This is a genomic window from Acinetobacter sp. YH12235 (genome assembly GCF_013417705.1).
GTDB lineage: Bacteria > Pseudomonadota > Gammaproteobacteria > Pseudomonadales > Moraxellaceae > Acinetobacter.
In genome coordinates this window covers 211,525-231,331 of the sequence record NZ_VPDL01000001.1, presented here as the reverse complement: position 1 = coordinate 231,331, position 19,807 = coordinate 211,525, and the positions used below count along the sequence as shown (strand labels likewise).

Below are 19,807 nucleotides of genomic sequence, written 5' to 3'. Positions count from 1 at the left end.
ATTCGGTAGAAAATGAATTCTTTTTAGAACAGAAACGGCCCAGAGGATTCTCATGGGCCGCCTGCATACATAACGCTTACTTTGCCACCATCACGTGTCGCAAAAATGACAAGCTAGCGTCTAACGCATTAAGCCTCAGAAGCAGGAGCTTCTTCTGCTTTAGCTTGTGCATTTGCTTGTGATTGAGCATATTCTTTACCAGCAAGAATCGCATCAGCCATAGCAGAAGCATAAAGTGTTACTGCACGGATCGCATCGTCGTTACCCGGAATAACGTAGTCTACGTTGTCTGGGTTAGAGTTAGTATCAACGATACCGATTACAGGAATACCAAGGTTTTTAGCTTCTTTAATTGCAATCGCTTCGTGATCAACGTCGATTACGAATAATGCGTCAGGTAAACCACCCATGTTTTTAACGCCGCCTAAAGCACGTTCAAGTTTTTCCATCTCACGGCTACGTTCTAAAGCTTCACGTTTAGTAAGTTTAGCGAAAGTACCGTCTTGAGATTGAGTTTGAAGGTCTTTTAAACGGTTGATAGATTGGCGAAGAGTTTTCCAGTTCGTCAACATACCACCTAACCAACGGTGATCTACGTATGGTTGACCAGCGCGTTGAGCTTGTTCACGGATGATTGCAGAAGCAGCACGTTTAGTACCAACGAACAAAACTTTGTTCTTTTTGCTAGCTAATTGGTTAGCGAAGTTCAAAGCATCATTTAACGCAGGAACAGTGTGCTCAAGGTTGATGATGTGAATTTTGTTACGCGCGCCAAAGATGTATTGACGCATTTTTGGGTTCCAGAAACGAGTTTGGTGACCAAAGTGCGCGCCAGCTTGTAGAAGGTCGCGCATGCTTACGTTGTAATCTGCCATTTTCTTTACCTTAAAGTTTGGGTTAGGCCTCCATATATCCGCATTCTCCACCCTTGCGGGCACCCAGAGTAATGTGACGATATATGTGCGGATTTTTAATACACCATTCAATCAGCCTCGCAAATATATTCACGAAAAAGCATTTGATAAAATGGGCGGCTATTTATACCATAGTCACATACAAATTTCCAAAAGTTTTTAGAGATCATGAACACTACTTATCAAGCTCCCCGTCGTTTAATCAAATCCGCTGAAGATATCGAAAAGATGCGTATCGCTGGACGACTGGCTGCAGAAGTGTTGGATATGATCAAACCGCATATCAAACCCGGCGTAACGACACTGGAATTGGATACGATTTGTCATGACTATATTGTAAATGTGCAGAATGCCATTCCTGCATGTTTAGGTTATGGTGCAGCGCCTGGCCGCCCTGCTTTCCAGCATACAATCTGTACATCTGTAAACCATGTGGTCTGTCACGGGATCCCATCTGAAAACAAGATCCTGAAAAAAGGCGATATTTTAAACATTGACGTCACTGTCATCAAAGATGGTTTCCATGGGGATACCAATATGATGTACATCGTGGGTGGTGAAACTTCAATCCTGGCAAACCGTCTGTGCAAAGTCGCTCAAGAAGCCATGTATCGTGGTATGGCTGTGGTGAAACCAGGTGCTACTATTGGTGACATTGGTCATGCGATTCAAAAATATGTTGAATCTGAACGCTTTAGCGTTGTCCGTGAATACTGTGGCCATGGCATCGGTACGACTTTCCATGATGAACCACAAGTTCTGCACTATGGTCAACCAGATACCGGTATGGTTCTTGAAGAAGGTATGACTTTTACGATTGAACCAATGGTGAATGCCGGTGTTTGGCAAACCAAACTGCTGGGTGATAAATGGACTGTGGTCACTAAAGACCATAAATTATCGGCTCAATATGAGCACACTCTTTTGGTAACAAAAAATGGCATTGAAGTGCTGACTGCCCGTCCTGAAGAAGATTTGTCACGTTTTAGTGCATAACAACAACACTTTCTCACATAAATGGCCACTTTAAAGTGGCCATTTTTAGTTTATATTTCCCCTATTATTCTCATCCTCAAAGCATATTCTTAGTTCATGTCTATCTAAACTACCTATCGATGTTCAAGATAAGGTTGCACTGATTCAGCATTTTTTTCGTATATTTTTCCAAATTCTTTTGCCCAATGTGCACCATTTTAGGCTAAGATAATGTGCTTTTTATTTTTTAATCCCTATAAGAAGGAATACTGCCGTGGACGTACGTCTCTCTGATCGTGTGAATGCCATCAAACCGTCCCCTACGCTTGCTGTGACAAATAAGGCTGCTGAACTGAAAGCTGCTGGTCACAACGTTATTGGTTTGGGCGCAGGTGAGCCAGATTTTGATACCCCTCAACACATCAAAGATGCAGCAATTGCAGCAATTAACAACGGTTTCACCAAATACACCGCTGTTGATGGTACGCCAGGTCTTAAAAAAGCAATTATTGCTAAATTAAAACGTGACAATAACCTTGACTATCAAGCAAACCAAATCCTGGTTTCTTGTGGTGGTAAACAGTCTTTCTTTAACTTGGCACTTGCTTTGTTAAACAAAGGTGATGAAGTGATCATTCCTGCTCCATTCTGGGTAAGCTATCCAGATATGGTGATCATTGCTGAAGGTACACCAGTAATCGTGAAATGTGGTGAAGAACAACGTTTTAAAATTACTCCTGAGCAATTAGAAGCTGCGATCACTGACAAAACTCGTCTAGTGGTATTAAACAGCCCTTCTAACCCGACTGGCATGATCTACACTAAAGCTGAATTAGAAGCTTTAGCTGCAGTACTGCGTAAATACCCAGAAGTATTCATCGCATCTGATGACATGTACGAACCAATCCGCTGGGAAGATGAATTCTACAACATCGCAACTGTTGCCCCAGACCTTTACGACCGCACTATCGTATTAAACGGTGTGTCTAAAGCATATGCAATGACAGGCTGGCGTATCGGCTATGCAGCGGGCCCTGCTAAACTGATCGGTGCGATGAAAAAAATCCAGTCTCAGTCAACTTCTAACCCAACTTCTATTTCACAAGTTGCTGCAGAAGCTGCATTGAATGGTCCTCAAGACGTTCTTGTACCAATGGTTGAAGCATTCAAACGTCGTCATGACCTGGTTGTGAATGGCTTGAATGACATTAAAGGTATTTCTTGCCTACCTGCTGATGGTGCATTCTATGCATACGCAAACATCAAACCATTGATTCGTGCGAAAGGCCTGAACTCTTGCACAGAATTCTCTGCTTGGTTACTGGAAGAAACTGGTGTTGCAGTCGTTCCTGGTGATGCATTCGGTCTAGGTGGTTTCATGCGTATCTCTTACGCAACTGCTGACGAAGTATTAGTTGATGCGCTTGCACGTATCAAAAAAGCTGCTGATTCTATCGAAGGCGTTGATGAGGCGATTGCTTCTATCGAAGCTGAAAAAGCTGCGAAATAATCTAATTGATTAGATAAAAAAACCCGCGATGATCGCGGGTTTTTTTATGCAGTTTGTAGATGCTTACGGTATTTAAGTCCCAAGCAAAGCAAGCACATCAATGCGGCAAAGGTATAGGAAATAGCCAGCATCCACCAGAAACCACTTATTCCTGAGACGTCCAGATTGAGATTGAAGAGCAATACTGGATGATAAGCCAAATACCAGCCTCCGCCCAATCCACCTAATAGCAGTACTCCACTAAAGATAAACATGGGGAATACCACCACTTTCCAGCAGCGCAGCATATTGACGCTAACCACCAGAATCGCATCAAAAATATGCATCCAGCACAATAAGAACATCAATGCCAGACTCACCGCAAGTACATCCTTATTATCACTAAATAGCGCCACAATCGGTTTTTGAAAAATTGCGATCAAGATCGCCAAAACAACTGCGCTTGCGACCACCACACGTAACGCTTTAAAAGTTAAATCCCAGGCAGATTGCACTTGATTTGCACCAATCCTGGTAGAGACCAGAATGCTAAAAGCAGAGCTCATCGAAAATGGCACCATAAACAGCAGGCCAGCCAAACCCATCGCTACTTGATGCGCATTCACCATTATCTCCCCCAAAGGCAAGATCAATAATGCAATCGCACTAATTGTAAAGACATCAATAAATACGACAATTGCTGAGGGTAAGCCGATTCTTAAGACTTTTAGCAAAGTTTTAAAATGGAAGAATTGTCCGGACCAGTGCACACGCAACTGCTTTTCTAGAAATATTAGGTAATACACCACTAATAGTGCCCATTGAACAGTCAGATGAGCAATGAAAGCTCCCTTAACCCCATAGGCAGGTACATAACCCTGAATCCCAAAAATCAGGCAATAGGCCAAACTCACTTTGAATATCAGATAAAAAATATTGGCATAGAACACACGCTTCGCCTCACCACAGGCTTGCGTTAAAATATATAAAATACGTACTAACAAATGCGCTGGAAGCGTCCAAGCTAGTAACCATAAACAAGGTTGAATCAAAGCCTGTAATGCACTATCTGCTTTTAACAGATGTAGCAAAGGATCTGCATGAGTTAATAGCCATCCTGCAAATACAGACAGGACGATGACAATAAGGATGCTCTGTTTCAGAATTTTTTGAATATTATCAAAAGCACGTCGCCCATATGCTTCAGCAAGTTCCTGCATCATACCCTGCAAAATCCCCGTCCCCGAAACAAATAATAAAGAATAAATAGATAAACACACAGCCATAGCAGCCACATGTTGCGGTGAGTAATGAGACAGGAAAATCATGTCAAATATTCCGACCAACATTATGATGCTATTACTCAAAAAAATCGGTACCCAAAGATGCAAAAACTGTTTCATTGCAAAATCACTCTATTCTTAATTCTTTTCTCGGGTTTTATTTTTAAACTGAATTATTTAAAACCGAGATATACAGTGGAAATCACATACAATCCTTGTGCCATAAATCTTTATATTTATTGATTTTTATAGAAAAGTTTAGTTTCTATCTTTAGTTCGCTTATAGAAAATAATAATTTATTGAGCTCAGAAACTATGAGTTTTTTTCGTTCCAATTTAACAATTTAATCAAAAGAAAGAATGATCATGACATGAAAAGCAGGATGCTATTTGAAATACGAACCTGCTGATCAGTATTTTTTAATGAGATATATGCACTTATATAGTGTTCTTAGTTTTAAAAAGATTATTTTCATCAGATCAAATTATGAGACTTACTCTTCCTTTATCTGATTATATTTATTTCAAGAATCAGGTTGCTGAAACATGGCAATGACTTCAGCTTCTGTCATTTTTTTGGTTTGATTGTTAAATGAATAAAATGCTGGCTGATGATCTATATAAATTTCTAAATTGAAATCCAGATCCTCTGGCAGTTGCTCCAAAGTAAATACATTAATATTGGCAAAGGAATGATCTTTGGTCCGCCAGAAAATAAAAGTACCACAGGCATTGCAAAAACCACGCTCTGCCCATTCAGAAGTACTTGCAACAGATAAATGCTGCTGATCAATAAAGTGAATATTTTCTATATCAATCGACATTAATGGTCCACTTGTCTGGCGGCGGCACATGGAACAATGACAGGCAGCAACTTCATGATTTCTGAGCTGAACTTCAAATCGAGTCGCTCCGCATAAACATCTCGCTTTCATGATTATTCTTCCTCGGTATTATTATTTTTAATCATTTTACCGGATTCATCATAAGTAAAAGGCTTTGTACATTTCCTCATACAATTTTTTATTGCTGATCGAAGCACCATCTGCCTAAACTTGTCATTCAAATCCAGTATTTAAAATAATAAGGACAAGCTATGGATCTCAAGAATCTTTCAGGTTTGCAGATTATGCAAAAGATGCTTAAGGGCAATCTGTCTATGCCTTCTATGGCAACCACCATTCCCATGTCTGCTGGCGAAGTCGAACCGGGACATGTGACCTTTGTTGTAAAAGCAGATGAACGCCATCTGAATCCTATGGGAGGTGTACATGGCGGTTTTGCTGCAACTGTTTTAGATACGGTAACAGGCTGCGCGATTCATACTTTACTTGAAGCCGGTGTCGGTTATGGCACAATTGATCTGAATGTAAAAATGTGCCGTCCAATTCCTCACAACCAAGAACTAAAAGCGATCGGAAAATCAATTAATCTCAGTAAAAACCTAGGTATTTCCGAAGGTCAAATTCTGGATGACGAAGGTCGTATTTATGCCCATGCCACAGCAACCTGTATGATTTTTCGCAATTCCGACCATTAACGTGTTTAAGGCTTAAAGTACGCCCCATTTCCCTTGCGGTGCTTTTACCAGCTTCGGTTGGGTCAAAGCCCGATATTCAAAATAATGCTTGGAAACATTTGCCACACTCAGTTCCCGAATTTCTTTACCAGAAGCTTGCCACACTTTAGACTGGTTCGATCCGGTCAGAAGATTACCAGCAAACGCATAGATATAAAGATCTTTTTGCTGTGCTTCAGGCGTGTTCAGAAAGATCTCAAAGCTAAATTGGCGTTCTTGTTCGACCAGCCACTTTTCTGCAAACCATAATTGCAGCAAGTCACCCAGATACAATTGTTTGGTCGCTAAGGGCCATAAACGGATTTCTGCACCAGCCACAGGGGTAAAGTATTGAGCTGAATCTTGAATAATATCGAGATAATGATCTTGATAAAAAGACAGTTGAGAGAAGATTTGAGGGATAGTGAGCGTATTCATTCGCTTTCTCCGGTTTAGCCATTTTTGTGCTGGCAAGTAGGTTTAAATCCACACTGTTTGACCATTTGGTCAAACGACTTTATGTTTTCAATCTAGCAAGTGAAATTTGTTCTGACAAGCATTTTTTAAGAATTTAATGCAATCGTTTAAATTAAAATCAGATAAGTGCAATTTGTAATAAATATGACAGTTTTTGCTTGACCCTTTGCAAAATCTCTCTATAATCTCATTCAGATTCTCCCATAGCTCAGTCGGTAGAGCGACGGACTGTTAATCCGCAGGTCCCTGGTTCGAGCCCAGGTGGGAGAGCCAAATTCAAGCAAGCCCAAGCATTTAAGACTTGGGCTTTTTTATTGCCTGAAATTTCATTTATAAAATGATTCGATTCTTCTTTTCTCTTATATATTCTTACTCTGCCCTTTTATTTACCTAGTTAGATTGGCTTATATTCTCGTTTAATCAAATGTGCTGTTATAAGCCGTTATTCTAAAATTGACGACAGCTTTTGCTATCTTGCACTTCAAGTTTTTCCTTCTAATCAAATTATAAAATGCTTAGGCTATTTTAAATCCTTTCAATAGATAAATAAGCTAGGTAGCGAATCTTATATTTATAAAAAAATCCCCCGATTTGGAGGATATTTTTTAATGTCTTAATTGAGTAGCTTTTTAAGCTGCTTTTGCAGGTACACCACTGTGGAAACGGAACATTTCATCTGGACTAAGAATCAGATTCTTTTCTACTTCACGGATATGCTCAATTCGGCTTTGAATATCTTCTTGTGGATTTTTCAGTTTTGCAGTTTTAGCCACATCTAAAGCTAAGGCCAAGTAGTCCTCAAAATGGCGAGATTCAGATTTAAGCAAATAACGGTAGTAACGTCCTAGCTCATCATCCACCAGCGGCGCAAGCGCATAGAATCGCTCACAAGAACGTGCTTCTACAAAAGCACCAATCACCAGCACATCAATCAGCGCCTCTGGCTCATAGGTACGGATTTCTTTGCGTAAGCCACCTGCATAACGTCCTGCACTGAGTCCAATCCATTGCTGGCCACGCTTATTCATGAATTCCAGCACCTGCTCATAGTGCAGCATTTCTTCCCGTACCAGTTGCGCCAGTTTCACCTGTAAATCTACAAAGAAGCTATAGCGGAACATCAGGTTCATTGCTGTACTGGCTGCTTTCTTCTCACAGTTGGCATGATCCTGCATCAGAATTTCCAGATTCTGTAATGCCTCATCGAGCCAGGCTTTTGGTGTTTCACAACCTAAGAAGCTAATGACAGGCTTCATCAGTTCATCATAATCAATATTTGACATATATCTTTTGCAATCTTAACGCGCAGCTTTAATTGCAGCCTTCATTTGTTGTACAGCTTGCGCCAGTCCAACAAAAACTGCATCTGCAATAATCGAGTGACCAATATTTAATTCATGAATTTGAGGAATCGCAGCAATTGGAGTGACATTATCCAGGTTCAGACCGTGACCTGCATTGACCACCAGACCTTTAGAAGCCGCATACTCTGCCCCTTTGATAATGCGATCCAGCTCAACTTGCTGTGCTTCTGGCGTGTCAGCATCGGCATAAGCACCTGTATGAAGCTCAATTGTAGGTGCGCCACAAGCGACTGCCGCATCAATCTGGGCAATGTCTGCATCAATAAATAGCGACACGTCACAGCCAATCGCAGACAGTTCCTGGGTGGCTTTTTTCACATCTTCAAAATGACCAACGACATCCAGACCACCTTCAGTCGTCACTTCCTGACGCTTTTCTGGTACAAAGCAGACATGCTGCGGCTGGATTTCTTTAGCAATCGCCACCATTTCATCAGTTACGGCCATTTCCAGGTTCATATGGGTAGTCAATACCGAACGCATACGACGTACATCTTCATCCTGAATATGTCGACGGTCTTCGCGCAAATGCAGGGTAATTCCCTCTGCACCGGCCTGCTCACAGATCAATGCAGCATTGACTGGGTCTGGGTACGTCGTACCACGTGCTTGTCTTAAAGTTGCGACATGGTCAATATTGACACCAAGTAATGCAGCCATACTATTTTCCTAACTACTATTGAGATTGAGAATTTTGGATCCACAATTGTCGACTTTTCAGTGGTCGGTCACCAAGTAAAGCAGTGATCACCTGTCGATATAGCTTCGTCAGTAATTGTAACTGTTCTGGATTAAAATCCCTACCATTTTCATAGTGCTGCATTGTTAAAATCTGCTGACCTGACATGGTTGAGCGCAAGGCCTTGGCCGAAGGCATAAAACCTTCATTCAACTGAAAATAGTAATGTTGCAAGGGATTGATTTGTGCCTGATTGGCATCGACCGAAAAATCCAGTTCATAGCCAAGTTCTTCCAATAAAATATGTTCAAACTGACGCAAAACCTGTTTTAAATAAGTATTGGGATTTTCCTGATCGGAGAGTTTTTGCAAGGCATTCAACGTTTCGCCATATTTGGCAAAGGTCAGCGGCATTTGCACTTCAAGCGGACATAAACGCAACAGGATTTCATTCAGATAAAAGCCAGAAAAGAAGGCATCGCCGAAAAAAAAGATCGGCTGATTAACAATTTCTAATTTGGTGAAATTTTTAAGTTCAGATTTGCCCGAGGCCAGCAAGCTAATGGGTTGATATTGGGGTGGAGGATTTTGTCTCAGTATCCCGTCGATACGGCCATATTCCTGGGTAAATAAATGCACAATATGACTGCGATCGCGATATTTACGATGATGAATCAGGTATCCATGCAGCACTTCATTACGCATAGGCTGCTTCTTTAATCTTTATTCTTTTTTGAGTTTTTCTCGTCTTCTTCGTCATCCCCATCAGGAATGGCGGCACCCACAACAGCCGCGGTCCCTTTGACCGCGTACTTTGTGGTTTTATAGGCAACTTTGGCAGGAACGGTCACTACTTTATGAATACAGCCCTGCAAAAATAAAACACATGCAATGACTGCCAGAAATTTCATCATGATCCGTTCCCGTCCAATTTAAATGTCGCTATAACCTAGACTTTTCAGTGCCCGCTCATCATCAGACCAGCCGCCTTTGACTTTCACCCAAAGCGTTAGCATGATTTTCTGCTCGAACATTTTTTCCATGTCGACACGAGCATCCATACCGATTTTTTTCAGCTTGGAGCCTTTTTCACCAATCACAATGGCTTTTTGGCCAGCACGATCAACGAAAATGGTGGCATCAATATAAGTACATGCCGGCTTCATACGACCTGTTTTTTCGTTCAGGGTCGGCTCTTCAGTTTTGAAAGATTCGATCTGAACAGTTAAATCGTATGGCAGTTCTTCACCTAACTGACGCATGATTTTTTCACGGATAATTTCAGAAGCCAGAAAACGTTCTGAACGATCGGTAAGCTGATCCAGTGAATATAGCGGCGGTTGGAATGGCAGGTACTTGGCAATCGTATCGCGTAAGTGTTCGAGGTTGGCACCACGAAGTGCAGACACCGGTACGATTTCAGCAAAGTTCATCAGTTTGGCACGTTCACGAATCAGCGGTAAGGCCTCATTCTTGTTCTCGAACGTGTCCAGCTTGTTGATCACCAGAATGACTGGCATATCCGCATTTTTTAATTTCTCCAGAACAAGCTCATCGTTCTGGGTCCATTTTTGTGCATCAACTACAAACAGCACCAGGTTCACGTCACGCAATGCAGAGTGCGCAGCTCGGTTCATCATTTTATTGATGGCACGCACTTCTTTTTTATGCATCCCCGGTGTATCAACAAATACCGCCTGAGACTTTTCACGTGAATCAATCCCTACGATTTTATGACGTGTGGTTTGTGGTTTACGTGAAGTAATTGAAAGTTTCTGGCCCAGTAAGTGGTTCATCAAGGTTGATTTACCCACGTTTGGACGTCCGACAATCGCCACGAAACCGCTACGATAATCAGAAGGAATTTCAGTACCCTGTGCACTGAAAAATTGACTAATCAAGTCATTGCTGTCGCTTTGCGACTCGTGATCAGCATCAATGTGATCGGAATGAGTAGTCATTAAGACTTATGCTCCAAATGTTTTAAAATATCTGCCGCAACCGCCTGTTCAGCGAATCGTCGGCTTGAACCTTCACCGGCCATGACCGGCAAGCCTTCTACCTGGCATTCCACTTTGAAATGCTGGTTCGGGGCATCACCTTGAATATCTACAACCTCGTAAACTGGGAGAGGTTTTTTACGTGCTTGTAAATATTCCTGTAGGCGTGATTTAGGGTCTTTCAGCTGGTCAGTTGGCTCTATATTGTCTAAATACGGCTCGTACCATTTTAGCACAATTGCCTGTAATACAGTGAGATCACCGCAATCCACATAGATCGCACCAATGATGGCTTCGACCGTATCCGCAAGTATAGACTCACGATGATGACCACCCGATTTCAGCTCACCCGTACTGAGAATCAGGTTCTGACTCAATTTTAGATCATTGGCAATTTTCCCTAGCGCTTCCTGTCGGACAAGAGTCGCACGCATACGCGTCAGACGGCCCTCATTTTCCTGCGGGTAAGCAGTAAAGAGATAATTGGCTATGATCATTCCTAAAAGAGAATCGCCTAGAAATTCTAGGCGTTCATAGTTGTGTTTATGACTGACTGAACGATGGGTCAATGCCAGTTTTAACAGATCAGCTTGTTTAAACTGATAGCCGATCCGTTTGGCAAGACGCTCATCATTTAGTTTTGACTGTGCTTTGATCAAAATCTTTCTCAAACTTCATCACTAAATCGATATTCATTATAAAATTCTTGCGAATTTCATAATTCTTGTGCACCTGTAAACCATCAGTGTTGGTTACCTTGGCAATTTCATCAAATTTCAGATCGCGAATATTGTTCATTTCTAAACGCTGACCCATCTGTTGACGAAATTTTTCTGGCGCAATATTTGCCGGAGAACTCTTTAAAAGTTCCTCAATCTGATTGTCCACCATACGATCATCAAAGTATGGCCCCCACACTGCAATCGCCACTTTGGCAAGAAAAGCAAACCCCACGATTGCAAATAAAATTCCAATATACGAAGCACCTTGTTGATGTTTCATTTTTTATTTTCCTGACTGAAATAATTAATCGATTATTCCGTTTCGACTAAACGATGGCAGTTTAAAGCCAGGTTCTTTATGCATCCAGATATAGAATGCGCGACCTGTTAAGTTTTCTTCCGGAACAAAGCCCCAGAAACGACTGTCAGCACTTTGATCGCGATTATCCCCCATCGCAAAGTAATGACCTTCTGGAACTTTCACTTCCCAATATAAACCATTTTCAGTTGAAAACTTACCATTTTCTATATAGTTAAGGAATGGAGCCTGACGAGCTACATTGACTCCTTCCAGCTCACGCATAGTGAAAGTATGTTCGCCAATGGTTTCTTTATGATAAATCGAATTTGGCGTATCCAGGCGATCTTTTTCACGACTGAATTCTACTGGAACTTTTGCTACTTTCTCACCATTAATGGTTAACTGACCATGATCATAAACAATATGATCACCTGGCAAACCAATTACACGTTTAATATAGCTAATCGTTGGTTGTGGCGGATAGCGGAAGACCACGACATCGCCACGTTCCGGACTACCTGTATCCAGAATTTTTGTATTTACAATCGGTAATTTCACACCATAGTCAAATTTATTGACCAGGATAAAATCACCGGTTTCCAGTGTTGGAACCATAGAATCTGATGGAATATTGAAAGGTTCGTACAGGAAAGAACGCAATACTAAAACGACGGCCAAAACCGGCCAGAAATCATAAGCCCAGGTAATAATGAAGTTTTCATTGCCCTTGCCTTTGGTCTGTCGTTGTTTCAGAACAAACTTATCCAGCAACCAGACCGCGACAAAAAATAAGGTCGCAGGAACAAGAATCAAATTAAAATCAAAATCCATGGGCTTATTATCCTTATAGTATTAGCGTTCGACTTTCAGTACAGCTAAGAACGCTTCTTGTGGAATTTCAACACTACCCACCTGTTTCATACGTTTCTTACCTTCTTTCTGTTTTGCAAGAAGTTTCTTCTTACGTGATACGTCACCACCATAACATTTTGCCAATACGTTTTTACGCATTGCTTTTACGGTAGAACGGGCAATAATTTGCGCACCAATAGCCGCCTGAATTGCCACATCAAACATCTGACGAGGAATCAGGTCTTTCATTTTTTCAACCAGTGCAATCCCACGGTGACGTGCATCCTGACGGTGGCAGATCATTGCGAGTGCATCGACTTTTTCACCATTGATCAGGACATCCACTTTCACCAGTGATGAACTTTCAAAACGCACAAAGTTGTAATCTAGTGACGCAAAACCACGTGAACAAGATTTCAATTTATCAAAGAAATCCATCACCACTTCAGCCATTGGAATTTCAAAAGTAACAGAGACCTGGTTCGCCATGAACTTCATGTCTTTTTGTACGCCACGGCGCTCAATACATAGGGTCATGACATTACCCAGGTATTCCTGTGGCACGAGGATATGACATTCTGCAATTGGTTCACGCAGGTCTTCAACAGTTGAACCATCTGGCATTTTTGATGGGCTGTCGATGTAAATGGTATTGCCATTTTTCATCACTGCTTCATAAATTACCGTTGGTGCTGAAGAGATCAAATCCAGATCGTATTCACGTTCTAGACGCTCCTGTACGATCTCCATGTGCAGCATACCTAAGAAACCACAGCGGAAACCGAAGCCTAGAGCATCAGAACTTTCTGGTTCAAAGAACAGCGCAGAGTCATTGATTTGCAGTTTATGCAATGCTTCACGGAAAGGTTCAAAATCACTGGAATCGATTGGGAACAGGCCCGCATATACCTGTGGTTTTACTTTTTTGAAACCAGGTAATGTTGGAACTTCTGGAGTAGTTGCCAGTGTAATGGTATCACCCACTGGTGCGCCAAAAATGTCTTTAATACCGGCAATCACGAAACCAACTTCACCCGCTTCAAGGATATCGGTTTCAGTATGCTTCGGATTGAAAATACCGACTGAAGTGATGATATGTGTCTGACCAGTCGATTTCACCAGCATCTTGTCGCCCTTGCGAACACGACCCTGTTTCACACGAACCAGAGATACTACGCCCAGGTAGTTATCGAACCATGAGTCAATAATCAACGCTTGCAGCGGTGCATCACGTTCACCTGTTGGTGCAGGAATGACATTCACCAGCGTTTCAAGCACACCTTCAATACCTAGGCCAGTTTTTGCTGAACAGGTCGGTGCTTCAGTCGCTTCAATCCCGATAATATCTTCAATTTCCTGAATTACACGTTCGGGTTCAGCTTGTGGCAAGTCAATTTTGTTCAGTACTGGTAAAACTTCCAGACCCTGCTCAATCGCGGTATAGCAGTTTGCAACAGACTGCGCTTCTACACCTTGTGCTGCATCTACCACCAGTAGTGCACCTTCACAGGCCGCCAAAGAACGTGAAACTTCATAAGAGAAATCCACGTGTCCCGGGGTATCAATGAAGTTCAACTGATACTCTTGGCCATTTGGATGGGTATAGTACAAGGTGACCGAAGCCGCTTTGATGGTAATCCCACGTTCGCGTTCAAGTTCCATAGAATCAAGAACTTGAGCCTGCATTTCACGATCCTGCAAACCACCACAAGTTTGAATAAAACGATCTGCCAGAGTCGATTTACCGTGGTCAATATGCGCAATAATCGAGAAGTTACGAATGTTTTTAATATCAACAGATTTTTTAGCTTGCGCCATGGGCTACCTTGAGAAAAAAACGCGTCATGCAATTTAAAAAGTCATTGCATAACAAAAGCCGAATAGAAATTGCCGAGGATTATAGCAGAATGGAGATACAGAAAAAGAATTATCTTTCTTCTCTCTCGCCTATCTTAAATACGTAACCGCTTTATGTTTTATTTTCTTTTCCTCAGCTTTTTTCTCAGAAAACAGCTTGTTAAATGAGCTGCTTCCTATTTGGTAGCTCCCCTCTATTCAATCTCGATATCATCACCTTATTAGATTGATTCTTCTCTTATCGCCTTTGCTTCTTCGCTCAAATATAAAGTAGAAAAATCATAAGGGTTAATACTGTCTGAGAGGGGCTGATAAGCTTGGGTAAAACTTGGCGACATACGCTTCGGTCGACCCGACGCAATTTCGATACAGGCCCACTGCGTGTTACCGGTAAATAGGATATTCTGATCCTGCGGACGATAAAATACATACTGTCTGAATGAATACAAGGCATTTAGATCACTTAACCAAGTTCGTAGAATCAGCTCATCCCCTTCAAATGCCGCCTTGCGATACTGGACATGATGTTCAACTGCAACCATGGCATGTTTAAGTTGCAGATACTCATTTAAACCGAGTCCTAATTGCTCGATATGCGCCGAGGCCACATCCTGCATCCACTGCACATAAACTACGTTATTCACATGTCCTAGACGATCAATATGTTCAGGTTGTACCTTTAAAACTTGGTCAAAAATACCGGTCACTTTTCTCTAATCCTTTATCGCAATTTTTTCTATATACAGAGTCTACAGAAATTATGCCTCGGGTAAATTGCGAAAAATAAAAAACCGCCTATACAAGCGGTCTTTTATTATTGAAGATTCATTTATTTTATGAAATGCGCATCCCGACAATGGCACGTTGACCCTGACGAATCAGACCGACACGGGCAACACTACCTTTTTTCAAATCTGCCACAGCTTCCACAAACTGGTTACTGTTCAAGATTGCTTTACCATTGATTTGAGTCACGACATCATTTGGCATAATCCGTGCCTGAGCTGCGATCCCATCTCTACGAACATCCTGAATGACTACACCACCCTTAATCTCTAAACGCTCTTTTTCAGCCGGGCTTAATTCCCGAATAGTAACGCCTAATACCGGACCTTTATTTGGCTGAGCCTGGTTACCTGCTTTGGCTGGCGTTTCATCTGGTGCAGTCGTGAGTGTTGCATTGATACTACGGCGTTTATCATCACGTAGTACTTCTAGCTGGATCTGCTGTTTAGGTGCAGAACGGTTCAAATAGTTCAGCAACTGACTAGTGCGTGAAATATCAGTACCATTGTATTTTAAAATCACATCACCGGCTTGCAGACCCGCTTTAGCCGCTGGCGAGTTTGGTGCCACCTGGGTAATTAAAGAACCTTCTGGCTTAGATAATTTATAAGATTCAGCCAAAGTACGGTCGATATCTTGCAGGCTTACACCCAGATAAGAACGGGTCACCTTACCATCACGTTTCAGCTGGTCAGCGACTTCCATAGCGACATCAATGGGAATCGAAAATGACAGGCCCATATAACCGCCAGTACCACTGAAGATTCGTGAGTTCACCCCAACCACTTCACCGCGCTGGTTAAATAGTGGTCCACCCGAGTTACCTGGATTCAGGGCCACATCAGTCTGAATAAATGGGACTGCGGTTTCGCCCATCATATTACGCATCTTGGCACTGACAATCCCGGCAGAAGCGGAGTAGTCAAAACCAAAAGGTGAACCGATTGCTAATACGGGTTCACCTACACGTAATTTATCGACATCACCAGTACGCAGTTCCGGGAAACCTGAACCATTGACTTTCAACAAAGCGACGTCGGTACGCTCGTCGCTTCCCACGACTGTCGCATCAATTTCCCGACGATCATTCAAGGTAATTGTCACTTTAGACGCATCTTCAACTACGTGGTGGTTGGTCAGCAGATAGCCATCCTTACTAATGAAGAAGGCACTCCCATATCCGGTTTTTTCCTGCGGTACACGTGGCTGCGGAATAATCACCTGATTACCAAAGAAACGGCGTAAAATTTCAGGAACCTGTTGTTGCAAGAGCTCTTCTTCGCTCATTTTCTTGACAACACTCACACTGACAACTGCCGGACTGACCTGATCAACCAGGTTAGAAAAATCGACGGGTGTTACTGCCTGTAACTGAGCAGCACTCATGGTAACAGTCGCTGCAAATAATCCTTTTTTTAAATCCAGAATTTTCATATAAATTATTCACCCAAATTGTTGATAAATTTATGTAAATAGGTTTTATCACAAACTTCATATATTTTAAGTAACAATATGTTCGAAAGCTTGAATGTTGGCAACCTTTAATTTTTCTAAAGCATTAAGTTAAAGCTTTTATTAATTTTTTTCATCAATAAATGAGCACTTAAACGCTTGCCTTTTGTACAAAAAAGCGCTCTGATTAACGGACTTTTTTCAATTAGCTGATGGACATGTCTAATTTTCCCCTTACCCATCATTTTGACGTGATCATTGTGGGCAGTGGTGGTGCCGGTCTTAGTCTAGCACTTTCTTTGCCTGAACATTTTAATATTGCAGTTCTTGCCAAATCCACCCTGACCGATGCCAGTACCTATTATGCACAAGGCGGCGTTGCAGCAGTACTGGATGAGACAGACTCGATTGAACAGCATATTGATGACACCATGATTGCAGGTGTACATCTGTGTGAAATGGATGCGGTGAAGCAGACGGTTGAAGGTGGTAAGCCTTCGGTGGATTTTCTGCTGAAACACGGCGTCCAATTTACCCTGGATGAGCAGGAACAATTACATTTGACCCGTGAAGGCGGCCATTCACAGCGCCGAATCATTCACGCAGCTGATGCGACTGGGCGTGCCATTTCTACCACGTTGGTACAGCGCGCTCAGGAAAAAGAAAATATTACCATCTTTGAAAATTACATTGCGATTGATCTAATCTGCTCACAAAAACTGGGCTTAGATGGTGAAAATCGCGCCTTAGGTTTATATGCACTCAATGAAGAAAGTGCACAAGTCCATACTTTCTTAGCACCATTTACTGCCCTGGCTTGTGGCGGTGCGATGAAAGCCTATCTTTATACCTCGAACCCTGATATCGCGACCGGTGATGGGATTGCGATGGCTTATCGTGCCGGTTGCCGGGTTGCCAATATGGAATTCAACCAGTTCCATCCGACCTGTTTATATCATCCACAAGCCCGTTCATTTCTGATTACAGAAGCTATGCGTGGTGAAGGCGCCTATTTACGCCTTCCTGATGGTGAGCGCTTTATGCTGCGCTTTGATGAGCGAGCAGAACTGGCACCACGTGATATTGTGGCGCGTGCAATTGACTATGAGATTAAACGTCTGGGCATTCGTCATGTCTGGCTGGACATTACCCATAAAGATGAAGGCTTCATCAAGGAACATTTCCCGACCCTGTATGCACGTCTGCTAGAGCTTGGCATCGACATCACCAAGGAAATGATTCCTGTGGTTCCTGCTGCGCATTATACCTGTGGTGGTGTGGTCGTAGATGAAAATAGCCAGACTGATATTGTCGGACTCTATGCCATTGGTGAAACGTCCTATACTGGCTTACATGGTGCTAACCGCATGGCCAGCAACTCACTTTTAGAATGTTTTGTATATGGCATGAGTGCTGCCAAACATATTCAGGAAAATTTCAAGGCAGATCAAGCTATCCCTGAAGTACCAGAATGGGATGATTCTCAGGTGACCAATCCTGATGAAGATGTCGTCATTCTGCAAAACTGGGACGAGCTGCGTCAGACCATGTGGAACTATGTGGGTATCGTCCGCACGACTAAACGTCTAGAACGTGCCCTGCACCGGATTGAGATGTTAAAGAAAGAAATTACCGAATACTATCAGGATTATCAGGTGAGCAAAAACTTGATCGAGCTGCGTAATCTGGTACTCGTTTCAGAGATGATTGTGCGTTGTGCCATGCAACGTAAAGAATCCCGTGGCCTGCATTTCACCCTAGATTATCCAGAATTGCTGCCTGAACTACGTAAAACTGTACTAATTCCACCAAGTTTTGAAGTAGAAACTCCTTTGGTGAATGCTTAAAGATATAAATAAGGCAGATCATATTTTTAAATGTTATCTGCCTTTTCTTTGGCTGTGATTTTTTTAAGTTTTTAGAATAATCCGGATTTAAATAAAGCATATGATTTGTATGAGTTAATCAGCATTTTAAGGAGTGTATGGGTTCTTTACGTGGTGGAACCGAATAGGTCGCTGTCACATGGGCAACCGGCTCTTCCTGATCAATCGAATAAATCCAGACTTCTCCCACAATAAGCGCCTTCCCCACTTTCATCAATTTACTTTCCCCTCGCAGATCAACACCACCCGAAGGTTTACGCAGAAAATTGATATTTAAGTTCGTGGTCACTGCCAGGCCAACTAGTCCAATCTCACCGAGGATCGCAATATATAAAGCCAGATCAGCCAAGGTCATCATAGTAGGGCCAGATACCGTGCCGCCGGGACGTAATTCCTGCTCACTCACTCGATACAATACAGTTGCACCCTGAGGCACTACAACTTCGATCTGGCACTTTTCCAGGCTCTGCGGAAATTCCTGCTGTAAAAACTGGATGATTTCTTCTCTTGTACTTTTCATCATGTTTTATCTTCCTGATTTATTTCAATATAGAAGATTCTTTCTTGAAATAACTAGAGAAAAGTATGCCAAAAATGTCTTTAGAATAAAATTATTTTAAATAAGACAGTGCCTGTTCAAACACCTGATCCGGTGTTTGAGTTGCATCCAGACATTTAATCCGCTCTGGATGACGCTGGCATAGTGTTGCATATCCAGCGCGAACTTTCTCAAAGAAAGTAACTTTCTCTTGCTCAAACCGATCCAGCGCACCTCGGGCACGAGCGCGATTCATACCCAGTTCAATCGGTGCATCCAGCCAGAACGTAATATCTGGCATACGTTCCACAAAATTTTGATTTAACAGATTCAGCTTGTCTTCACTGAGTCCACGTCCTGCACATTGATAGGCAAAACTGGCATCACTGAAGCGATCACATAAGACAATTTTTCCAGCATTTAAAGCGGGTAAAATCACTTGTGCCAGATGCTGGGCACGTGCCGCATACATCAGCAATAACTCTGTATCATGGCACATCGCTTCTTCGTGGTTTACGGCCAACAATAGTGAACGAATCTGTTCTGCCATTGGTGTGCCACCCGGCTCGCGGGTCAGCACGACCTCTTTACCTTGAGCAATAAAATCATCATAGATACGACGAATGAGTGTGGTTTTCCCTACACCTTCAGTGCCTTCAAAGCTGATAAACATG

At 42.3% G+C, this 19,807-nt stretch carries 21 protein-coding genes and 1 tRNA gene; 5 read left to right on the top strand and 17 right to left on the bottom strand.

Going from position 1 to position 19,807, the window contains the following annotated elements; all coding sequences use genetic code 11:
- Nucleotides 1-128: 128 nt before the first annotated feature.
- Nucleotides 129-875, bottom strand: coding sequence for a 30S ribosomal protein S2 (gene rpsB / locus FTV13_RS01150; protein ID WP_004784492.1), 747 nt, complete (start codon nt 873-875; stop codon nt 129-131).
- A gap of 207 nt (nt 876-1,082) precedes the next feature.
- Here rpsB and map point away from each other — a divergent pair, with 207 nt between their 5' ends.
- Entirely contained in the window at nt 1,083-1,910 is an 828-nt protein-coding gene (gene map, locus FTV13_RS01145; RefSeq protein WP_004784494.1) for a type I methionyl aminopeptidase, read from the top strand.
- 253 nt (nt 1,911-2,163) lie between these two features.
- A complete protein-coding gene (locus FTV13_RS01140; RefSeq protein ID WP_005236666.1) occupies nt 2,164-3,399 on the top strand; it encodes a pyridoxal phosphate-dependent aminotransferase in 1,236 nt (411 codons plus the stop codon).
- 44 nt (nt 3,400-3,443) lie between these two features.
- Here FTV13_RS01140 and FTV13_RS01135 read toward each other — a convergent pair whose 3' ends face one another.
- Nucleotides 3,444-4,706 (bottom strand): MATE family efflux transporter, encoded by a 1,263-nt coding sequence (locus tag FTV13_RS01135; protein WP_373684508.1) that lies wholly within the window; start codon nt 4,704-4,706, stop codon nt 3,444-3,446.
- A 479-nt stretch (nt 4,707-5,185) separates the two neighbouring features.
- Complete coding sequence (locus FTV13_RS01130) at nt 5,186-5,596, bottom strand: GFA family protein (RefSeq protein WP_159124076.1); 411 nt, start codon at nt 5,594-5,596, stop codon at nt 5,186-5,188.
- Nucleotides 5,597-5,757: 161 nt separating this feature from the next.
- On the opposite strand from FTV13_RS01130, the gene FTV13_RS01125 reads away from it, so the two are divergent.
- Entirely contained in the window at nt 5,758-6,201 is a 444-nt protein-coding gene (locus FTV13_RS01125; protein WP_166138298.1) for a PaaI family thioesterase, read from the top strand.
- A gap of 12 nt (nt 6,202-6,213) precedes the next feature.
- Here the strand turns inward: FTV13_RS01125 and FTV13_RS01120 are convergent, their stop codons facing one another.
- Nucleotides 6,214-6,657, bottom strand: a complete 444-nt coding sequence (locus FTV13_RS01120; protein WP_180010721.1) for a hypothetical protein — start codon at nt 6,655-6,657, stop codon at nt 6,214-6,216.
- A gap of 236 nt (nt 6,658-6,893) precedes the next feature.
- Between FTV13_RS01120 and FTV13_RS01115 the strand changes: the two genes are divergently transcribed.
- Nucleotides 6,894-6,969, top strand: a tRNA-Asn gene (locus tag FTV13_RS01115).
- Nucleotides 6,970-7,325: 356 nt separating this feature from the next.
- On the opposite strand, the gene FTV13_RS01110 is transcribed toward FTV13_RS01115, so the two are convergent.
- The 11 genes from FTV13_RS01110 to FTV13_RS01060 all read right to left on the bottom strand — a co-directional run bounded on the left by FTV13_RS01110 (nt 7,326) and on the right by FTV13_RS01060 (nt 16,691).
- Nucleotides 7,326-7,979, bottom strand: a complete 654-nt coding sequence (locus FTV13_RS01110) for a tRNA-(ms[2]io[6]A)-hydroxylase (RefSeq protein WP_180010719.1) — start codon at nt 7,977-7,979, stop codon at nt 7,326-7,328.
- A 15-nt stretch (nt 7,980-7,994) separates the two neighbouring features.
- A complete protein-coding gene (gene pdxJ, locus FTV13_RS01105; RefSeq protein ID WP_180010717.1) occupies nt 7,995-8,720 on the bottom strand; it encodes a pyridoxine 5'-phosphate synthase in 726 nt (241 codons plus the stop codon).
- Between the two features lie 16 nt (nt 8,721-8,736).
- Complete coding sequence (locus tag FTV13_RS01100; RefSeq protein ID WP_180010715.1) at nt 8,737-9,444, bottom strand: DNA repair protein RecO; 708 nt, start codon at nt 9,442-9,444, stop codon at nt 8,737-8,739.
- Nucleotides 9,445-9,455: 11 nt separating this feature from the next.
- Nucleotides 9,456-9,653, bottom strand: coding sequence for an NF038104 family lipoprotein (locus FTV13_RS01095; protein ID WP_034593121.1), 198 nt, complete (start codon nt 9,651-9,653; stop codon nt 9,456-9,458).
- Nucleotides 9,654-9,671: 18 nt separating this feature from the next.
- Entirely contained in the window at nt 9,672-10,700 is a 1,029-nt protein-coding gene (era, locus tag FTV13_RS01090; protein ID WP_004784513.1) for a GTPase Era, read from the bottom strand.
- The gene (rnc, locus tag FTV13_RS01085; protein ID WP_004784515.1) at nt 10,700-11,398 is read right to left on the bottom strand and encodes a ribonuclease III; all 699 of its coding nucleotides are present in this window, start codon (nt 11,396-11,398) and stop codon (nt 10,700-10,702) included. Before rnc ends, era begins: the two co-directional genes overlap by 1 nt.
- Nucleotides 11,370-11,741, bottom strand: coding sequence for a DUF4845 domain-containing protein (locus FTV13_RS01080; RefSeq protein ID WP_034171224.1), 372 nt, complete (start codon nt 11,739-11,741; stop codon nt 11,370-11,372). Before FTV13_RS01080 ends, rnc begins: the two co-directional genes overlap by 29 nt.
- A gap of 24 nt (nt 11,742-11,765) precedes the next feature.
- On the bottom strand, nt 11,766-12,593 hold the full coding sequence (gene lepB, locus FTV13_RS01075) for a signal peptidase I (protein WP_159124070.1): 828 nt from the start codon (nt 12,591-12,593) through the stop codon (nt 11,766-11,768).
- A gap of 21 nt (nt 12,594-12,614) precedes the next feature.
- A complete protein-coding gene (gene lepA / locus FTV13_RS01070) occupies nt 12,615-14,432 on the bottom strand; it encodes a translation elongation factor 4 (protein WP_004784519.1) in 1,818 nt (605 codons plus the stop codon).
- A 260-nt stretch (nt 14,433-14,692) separates the two neighbouring features.
- Entirely contained in the window at nt 14,693-15,178 is a 486-nt protein-coding gene (locus FTV13_RS01065) for a thioesterase family protein (protein WP_179992701.1), read from the bottom strand.
- A 127-nt stretch (nt 15,179-15,305) separates the two neighbouring features.
- Nucleotides 15,306-16,691, bottom strand: coding sequence for a Do family serine endopeptidase (locus tag FTV13_RS01060; RefSeq protein ID WP_125279350.1), 1,386 nt, complete (start codon nt 16,689-16,691; stop codon nt 15,306-15,308).
- A 236-nt stretch (nt 16,692-16,927) separates the two neighbouring features.
- On the opposite strand from FTV13_RS01060, the gene nadB reads away from it, so the two are divergent.
- Nucleotides 16,928-18,556, top strand: a complete 1,629-nt coding sequence (gene nadB, locus FTV13_RS01055; protein WP_180010713.1) for an L-aspartate oxidase — start codon at nt 16,928-16,930, stop codon at nt 18,554-18,556.
- Nucleotides 18,557-18,674: 118 nt separating this feature from the next.
- Here nadB and FTV13_RS01050 read toward each other — a convergent pair whose 3' ends face one another.
- Both FTV13_RS01050 and tmk read right to left on the bottom strand, forming a co-directional pair.
- Nucleotides 18,675-19,115: a PaaI family thioesterase gene (locus tag FTV13_RS01050; RefSeq protein ID WP_180010738.1), complete on the bottom strand. Its 441-nt coding sequence runs from the start codon at nt 19,113-19,115 to the stop codon at nt 18,675-18,677.
- A gap of 91 nt (nt 19,116-19,206) precedes the next feature.
- Entirely contained in the window at nt 19,207-19,806 is a 600-nt protein-coding gene (gene tmk, locus FTV13_RS01045) for a dTMP kinase (protein WP_125279347.1), read from the bottom strand.
- Nucleotide 19,807: the final 1 nt, after the last annotated feature.